General features: G+C 73.1%; 6 protein-coding genes. 2 read left to right on the forward strand and 4 right to left on the reverse strand.

Annotation, left to right across the window (positions count from 1 at the left end; translation table 11 throughout):
* A partial coding sequence (locus ABTY59_RS33950) for a GreA/GreB family elongation factor (protein WP_352022973.1) occupies window positions 1-570 on the forward strand: 570 nt, incomplete at its 5' end.
* 20 nt (window positions 571-590) lie between these two features.
* Here the strand turns inward: ABTY59_RS33950 and ABTY59_RS33955 are convergent.
* Genes ABTY59_RS33955 through ABTY59_RS33965 form a run of 3 tightly spaced genes read right to left on the reverse strand, consistent with a single transcriptional unit; the run spans window position 591 to window position 3,027 of the window.
* Complete coding sequence (locus tag ABTY59_RS33955; protein ID WP_352022974.1) at window positions 591-1,226, reverse strand: DUF1345 domain-containing protein; 636 nt, start codon at window positions 1,224-1,226, stop codon at window positions 591-593.
* A gap of 2 nt (window positions 1,227-1,228) precedes the next feature.
* Window positions 1,229-2,044 carry a family 1 encapsulin nanocompartment shell protein gene (locus ABTY59_RS33960; protein ID WP_352022975.1) on the reverse strand — a complete coding sequence of 272 codons (816 nt, stop codon included), beginning with the start codon at window positions 2,042-2,044 and terminating at the stop codon, window positions 1,229-1,231.
* Window positions 2,041-3,027: a Dyp-type peroxidase gene (locus ABTY59_RS33965; protein ID WP_352022976.1), complete on the reverse strand. Its 987-nt coding sequence runs from the start codon at window positions 3,025-3,027 to the stop codon at window positions 2,041-2,043. Before ABTY59_RS33965 ends, ABTY59_RS33960 begins: the two co-directional genes overlap by 4 nt.
* Window positions 3,028-3,224: 197 nt before the next feature.
* Between ABTY59_RS33965 and ABTY59_RS33970 the strand changes: the two genes are divergently transcribed.
* Complete coding sequence (locus tag ABTY59_RS33970) at window positions 3,225-5,546, forward strand: FdhF/YdeP family oxidoreductase (protein ID WP_352022977.1); 2,322 nt, start codon at window positions 3,225-3,227, stop codon at window positions 5,544-5,546.
* Window positions 5,547-5,553: 7 nt separating this feature from the next.
* Here ABTY59_RS33970 and ABTY59_RS33975 read toward each other — a convergent pair.
* A partial coding sequence (locus ABTY59_RS33975) for an FUSC family protein (RefSeq protein ID WP_502995460.1) occupies window positions 5,554-6,564 on the reverse strand: 1,011 nt, incomplete at its 5' end.

The following is a 6,564-nucleotide window of genomic DNA, read 5'->3' on the forward strand; positions in this document are numbered from 1 at the left end:
GACCCGGCCAGCGCGAACATCACGCCCATCGACGGGAAGACGATGGGCAGCCAGAACCAGCCGCCCCGGCACACGTCCGTGCCGCCCGCAGAAACGGGAGCAGCAATGACCGGTGGACCCGAGCCCATCAGCGCCGTCGCCCGCGAGGAGTTCGAGCGCGAGCTCGCCGATCTGCGCACCGAACGCGAGGCCGTCGCCGTCACCCTGCGGGGCGGCGGTGGCGACGAGGTCGGCGATCGGGCCGACCAGGCGGACGAGTTGCAGCGCGGTGACGACCTCGACCGCCTCGACGCCCGCATCAGGGAGATCGAGGGCCGGCTGGAGGAGGGCGCCGTCGCGGGGGCTCCGTCCGCCGACGCGGTCGGCGTGGGCAGCAGCGTGACCGTGCGCTTCGCGGACGGCACCGAGTCGGCCCTGCGGATCGGCGAGCTCGCGAACGCCCTCGACGCGGCCCTGGTCACCGCCGACAGCCCGCTCGGCCGGGCGCTGCTCGGTCACCGCGCCGGCGACACCGTCACGTACGACACGCCCGCGGGCCGGACGACCGCGGTCGTGGTCGCGCTCGGCTGAGGCCGGGCCTGAGTCCCCGGTCAGCCCGTGACGATCCCGGTGACGAGGTTGATCGTGGTGGCCAGGATGCTCGCCCCGAAGACGTACGACAGCAGGCAGTGGCGCAGCACGATCTCCCGCACGGTGGGGCTGGACACGTTCGTGTCGGAGACCTGGTAGGTCATGCCGAGGTTGAAGCTGAAGTACAGGAAGTCGCTGTACTTCGGCGGCGCCGGGGAGTTGAAGTCGATCCCGCCCCCGGGCTTCGCGGCGTAGTACAGGTACGCGTACCGGGTGGCGTACATGAGGTGGAGCGCGGCCCAGGCCATGAAGACGCCGCCGAGCGCCGTGGCGGCCGCCGCGTGGCTCAGGTCGGTGTGTCCGACCAGGAGCAGCACGACGATGCCGACGAGCCCGCACAGGGAGGTCGCGACGACGACGAGCTCCTCGACGACGGGCCGGAACTCCTCGCGCCGGACGTTCCGGTGGGTGGTGACGGCGTCCATGGGCCACAGCACGATCCAGCCGATGACCACGAAGAGGGTCTCCGCCGCCGCGATGCCGGCGAGGACGCCCAGCGGGGTGTGGGTCAGGGCGGCGACGACCGCGCCGGTCGCCGCGCCGGCGAGCGCCGACACGGCGAGGCGGGGCACGGCGCCGAGCACCCCCCGGTCCATGCTCAGGGCTCCAGGACGACGACGGCCTCGTCCGTGTAGGGCAGGAAGGTCAGGGTCTCCTGGAGGTACAGCTCGACGCGGGTCGCGTCGTGCGAGGTGTAGCCGATCGCCACGTCCTGGCCGATGCGCAGTTCGAAGTCCCCGCCGCGGGTGGACAGGACGAAGCCGCCGTCGAGGGCGGGCGCCCAGATCGGGGAGCCGTCGAGCATCCGGGCGAGGTGCGCCGCGATCGGGTAGCCGTGGTCGGAGGTCTCGCTCACCGCCCGGTACTGGTCGGCGCCGAGCAGCAGCGCGTACGGGCCGTCGACACCGGCCAGCCGCAGGGACGTGAGCGCCCTGCTGACCGCGTCGGGGTAGTCGCGGGGTTCGGCCGGCAGCCGTAGCACCGGGTTCGAACTGCGGGCGCGCAGCCCTTCGACGCCGGCCGGGCCGTACCCGTCGAAGACGGTGCGGTCCTCGACGAACGCGAGGGTGCGGGCGGCGTCCTTGACGGGCTGCCAGTCGGAGTCCTTCGAGCCGCGCTCGACGTCGTCGACGGCGGCCCGGTCGACGGTGAACGGCACCCGGAGCTCGACCAGGGGCCGCACCTCGCGGAGCCGTGCGGTCACCCCCGGCGCGGGCGGCGCCAGATCGGCCAGGTGACCCGTGCCGACGGCGGACAGCTCGGAACCGGCCGGGCCGGGGACGTCGACGACGCGGCGGCCCGCGACGTTGCGGCGGAAGGTGCGGCGGGCCTCCTCCTCGATCTCGGCCCACGCGGCGGCGGTGATCGGGGCGAGTTCCCGGTGGAGGTTGCTGGTGGACTCGGGGGACGTCATGCGGTCGGGGCTCCTTTCAGGCTGCCGATGCCCAGGGACTGCCCGGGGGCGGCGGCCTCGGGGGCGGGGAGGTCGTCGAGGAGGCCGGCGCTCGGCACGAAGAAGAGGCCGCCGGTGACGGCCCGGGAGAAGTCGAGGATGCGGTCCGTGGTGCCGGGCGGGTCCCCGAGGAACATGTTGCGGAGCATCCGTTCGGTCACCGTGGGGGTCCGCGCGTAGCCGATGAAGTACGTGCCGAACGCGCCGCCGCCGATCTGCCCGAAGGGCATGTTCGCGCGGAAGATCTGCTGCTGGACGCCGTTCTCGTCGGTGACCGTGTTCAGCGCGACGTGCGAGTCCGGGGGCTTGACGTCGTCCGGCATCTCGATGTTCGAGCCCTTGGCGCGCCCGATGACGTGCTCCTGCTGCTCGACCGTGAGCCCGTCCCAGGCCGTCATGTCGTGCACGTACTTCTGGACGATCACATAGCTGCCGCCCCGGAAGCCGGGGTCCTCGTCGCCGATGTGCACCGCGTCGGCCGCCGGCGTGCCCTCGGGGTTCTCGCTGCCGTCGACGAAGCCGAGCAGATCGCGGTCGTCGAAGTACGCGAAGCCGTGCACCTCGTCGACGACGCTCGCGGCGGCGCCCAGGGCGGCCACGATGTGCCGGGCCAGTTCGAAGCAGAGGTCGAGGCGCCGGGCCCGCAGATGGAAGAGCAGGTCGCCGGGGGTCGCGGGGGCGCGGTGCGCGGGCCCCCGCAGGGCCGGGAAGGGGTGCAGCTCACGGGGGCGGGGGCCTCCGACGAGCCGGTCCCATCCCTCGGAGCCGATGCCGACGACGCACGTGAGGTGCGCCTCGGGGGCACGGAACGCCACCGAACGCGTCAGTCCCGTCACGTCCTGGAGCGCCTCCCGCACCGCGGTCTCGCCGCCCGGGTTGACGGTGGCCACCAGGAAGACGGCCGCTTGGGCGGGCGGGGCGACGACGGGCTGGGGTACGACCATGACGCTCCCACGGAAGAGGGACGGAACCGGAGGAAAGGGACAGCGCCAGCGTAGGGGCGCATGATCCGGTGCGCAGCCGGGCGCGGGCCGTCCGGACGGTGAGTGGCATGCCTTCCGCGCCGGGCTTAGCCTGCCCGAAGGGGGCTTTCGTCCCACCATGCCCATGCGCGCGGCGCAGGGCGAGAGGGTGACACGCCTTGAGCACCGACGAGCACGAGACGACCGCCCGGGACGCGCACGAACCCCGGGTGGGCCCGACCCCCGACGGCGACCCGGAATTCCGTCCGTACCACCACCCGGCCGCGGGCTGGGGCGCCGCGAAGAGCGTGACGAACTTCCTCGTCCGCGAGGGAGCTCTGGTCGACGGCCCGCGCGCGATCATGCGGATGAACCACGAGAACACCGGCTTCGACTGTCCCGGCTGCGCCTGGCCCGACGACACCAAGGGCCTCCACCTGGACATCTGCGAGAACGGCATCAAGCACGTCACCTGGGAGATGACCCGCAAGCGGGTCGGGCGCGAGTTCTTCGCCGCCCACTCGGTGACCGAGCTGGCCGGGTGGAGCGACTACGACCTGGAGAACGAGGGCCGCCTCACCGAACCGATGGTCTACGACGCGGAGTCGGACCACTACGTCCCGATCAGCTGGAAGGACGCCTTCGCGCTCGTCGGCCGCACCCTGCGCGGCCTCGACGACCCGAACCGTGCCGCGTACTACACCTCCGGCCGGCTCGGCAACGAGGCCACCTTCCTCTACCAGCTGATGGCCCGTGAGCTGGGCACCAACAACCTGCCCGACTGCTCCAACATGTGCCACGAGGCCAGCGGCCGGGCCCTCCAGGCCTCCCTCGGCACCGGCAAGGGCACGGTCGACCTCCAGGACTGGGAGACCGCCGACGCGCTGTTCATCCTCGGCGTGAACGCCGCCTCGAACGCGCCCCGGATGCTCACCGCCCTCGCCGAGGCCCACCGCCGCGGGGCGCGGATCGTGCACGTCAACCCGCTCGTCGAGGCGGCGGCCACCCGCACGATCGTCCCGCACGACTTCACCGACATGGCCCTCTTCAAGGCGACGAAGACCAGCACGCTCAACCTCCAGCCGCGCATCGGCGGCGACATGGCGCTGCTGCGCGGCATGGCCAAGGCGGTCCTGGAGCAGTCCGCGACCGACCCGAAGGCCCTCGACCGCGAGTTCATCGAGCGGCACACCGCCGGCTTCGAGGAGTACCGGGCCCTGTGCGAGGCCACTGAGTGGGCGGAACTCGAACGGCAGTCGGGGCTGAGCCGCGCCGACATCCTGGAGGCCGCCCGCGTGTACGGCGAGGCGGACCGCTCCATCGTCAGCTGGTGTCTCGGCGTCACCCAGCACGAGCACGGCGTGGACACCGTCCGGGAGATCGTGAACCTGCTGCTGCTGCGCGGCAACCTCGGCAGGGAGGGCGCGGGCCCCTCCCCCGTGCGCGGCCACAGCAACGTCCAGGGCAACCGCACCTGCGGCATCGACCACCGCCCGGGCGAGGGGTTCCTCGACCGGCTCGCCGAGGTCTGCGGGATCGACCCGCCCCGGGCCCACGGCAAGGACACCGTCGCGAGCATCAAGGCGATGCACGACGGCGAGATCACGGTCTTCGTCGGCATGGGCGGCAACTTCGCCCTCGCGGCGCCGGACACCCCGTACACCTACGCGGCACTGCGCAACTGCGAGCTGACCGTGCAGGTCAGCACCAAGCTGAACCGCAGCCACGTCGTGCACGGCCGGCAGGCCCTGATCCTGCCCTGCCTCGGCCGCACCGAGAAGGACCACCAGCGCAAGGGCGTCCAGAGCACCTCGGTCGAGGACTCGATGAGCATGGTCCACCTCTCCATCGGCATGAAGAAGCCCGCCTCGCCGCACCTGCTCTCCGAGCCGGCCATCGTCGCCGGGATGGCTCGCGCCGCGCTGCCCGACAGCGCCACGCCCTGGGAGTGGTACGTCGAGGACTACGACCGCATCCGGGACACCATGGCCCGGGCGCTCGACGGCTTCGAGGACTTCAACCGGCGCGTACGGCTGCCGCTCGGCTTCCGCATCAAGCAGCCCGCCCGCGAACTCGTCTTCCTCACCCCGTCCGGGCGCGCCGAGTTCTCCAGCGCCGCACTGCCCGACGTGGTGCCCGCCCCCGGCACCCTGGCGCTGGGCACCATGCGCTCCCACGACCAGTGGAACACCACCATCTACTCCGACGACGACCGCTACCGGGGCATCAAGAACCTCCGCACGCTCGTCTTCATGAACCGGGCGGACATGCGGGAGCGCGGGATCGCCGACATGGGGCCGGTCGACATCACGAGCACCGCGAAGGACGGCAGCCGGCGGCACCTGAGGAACTACATCGCCGTTCCTTACGACATCCCGCGCGGCTGCGCGGCCGGCTACATGCCCGAGATGAACGTGCTGTGCGCCCTGGGCGACTACAGCACCCAGAGCGACCAGCCCCTCATGAAGCACGTCAAGGTGACGATCGAGACCGCTTCCTGACGGGGGCTCACCCCCGGCGGACCAGACGGTCCAGGAGCACGTAGGCACGGCGCTCGGCGGCGGCGAGTTCGGTCGGATCGATCTCGGCCTGCCAGAGCTCGCCCGCCGCCGCGTCGTCCGCCTCCCGCAGCTCCACCGCGGCCGCCGCGAGACGCGTCTGGAGGAGGGGGAACGACCGGGCGTCCCCCTCCGCCAGGGCCCGTTCGGCCCGCTCCGAGGCCTGCGTGCAGGCGCCGAGCGCGCGCACCGCCCGTACCGCCGCGCGGTCGTGGACCACCAGGAGGGCGCAGCCGAGCGCGACGGCGACCCCGAGCACGCTGCTCAGCGCCCGGTCCCGGACGAGCGCCCCGGCGGGCGCGGGGGCGGCCAGATCGGTCAGCAGCAGGGCCAGCGGGGTGAGGAAGACGACGCCCAGACCGTAGTTGCGGGCCACGACGTACTCCAGGAGGAACTCGAACAGCACGATCACCAGCACGAGTTCCACCGGCTCGGGGCCCAGGGCGAGGACGCCGAGGCCGAGCACGAGCCCCGCGACCGTGCCGAGGGTGCGCTGGACGGCCCGCTGGGCCGCCGTCCGCACGTTGACCGAGTGGAGGACGGCGGCGGCGGAGATCGCCGCCCAGTAGCCGTGCCCGAGACCGAGGAGGAGCGCCGCCCCGCCCGCCACGCCGGTGCCGAGGACCATCCGGAGCGCGGGCACGAGCAGCACGGCCGCGCGTCCGTGGGCGGGCCCGGTCACGAGCGCGGCGGCCCGGAACTCGGCGTCCCACGGGGTGGCCGGACCGGCCGGGACGGGACGCGCGGGACGGGAGGTGCCGGCGGTGGGTGCGAGGGGTCCCTCATCGGCGGCGGTGCGGTCAGGTCCCGAGCCGGCGGACCGTCGGTCAGGTCCCGAGCCGGCGGCCGGACGGTCAGGTCCCGATCCCGCGGACCGTCGGTCGGGTCCCGAGCCGGCGGCCGGACGGTCAGGTCCCGAGCCGGCGGACCGTCGGTCGGGTCCCGAGCCGGCGGCCGGACC

The organism is Streptomyces sp. NPDC096079 (assembly GCF_040303145.1).
Classification (GTDB): Bacteria; Actinomycetota; Actinomycetes; order Streptomycetales; family Streptomycetaceae; genus Streptomyces.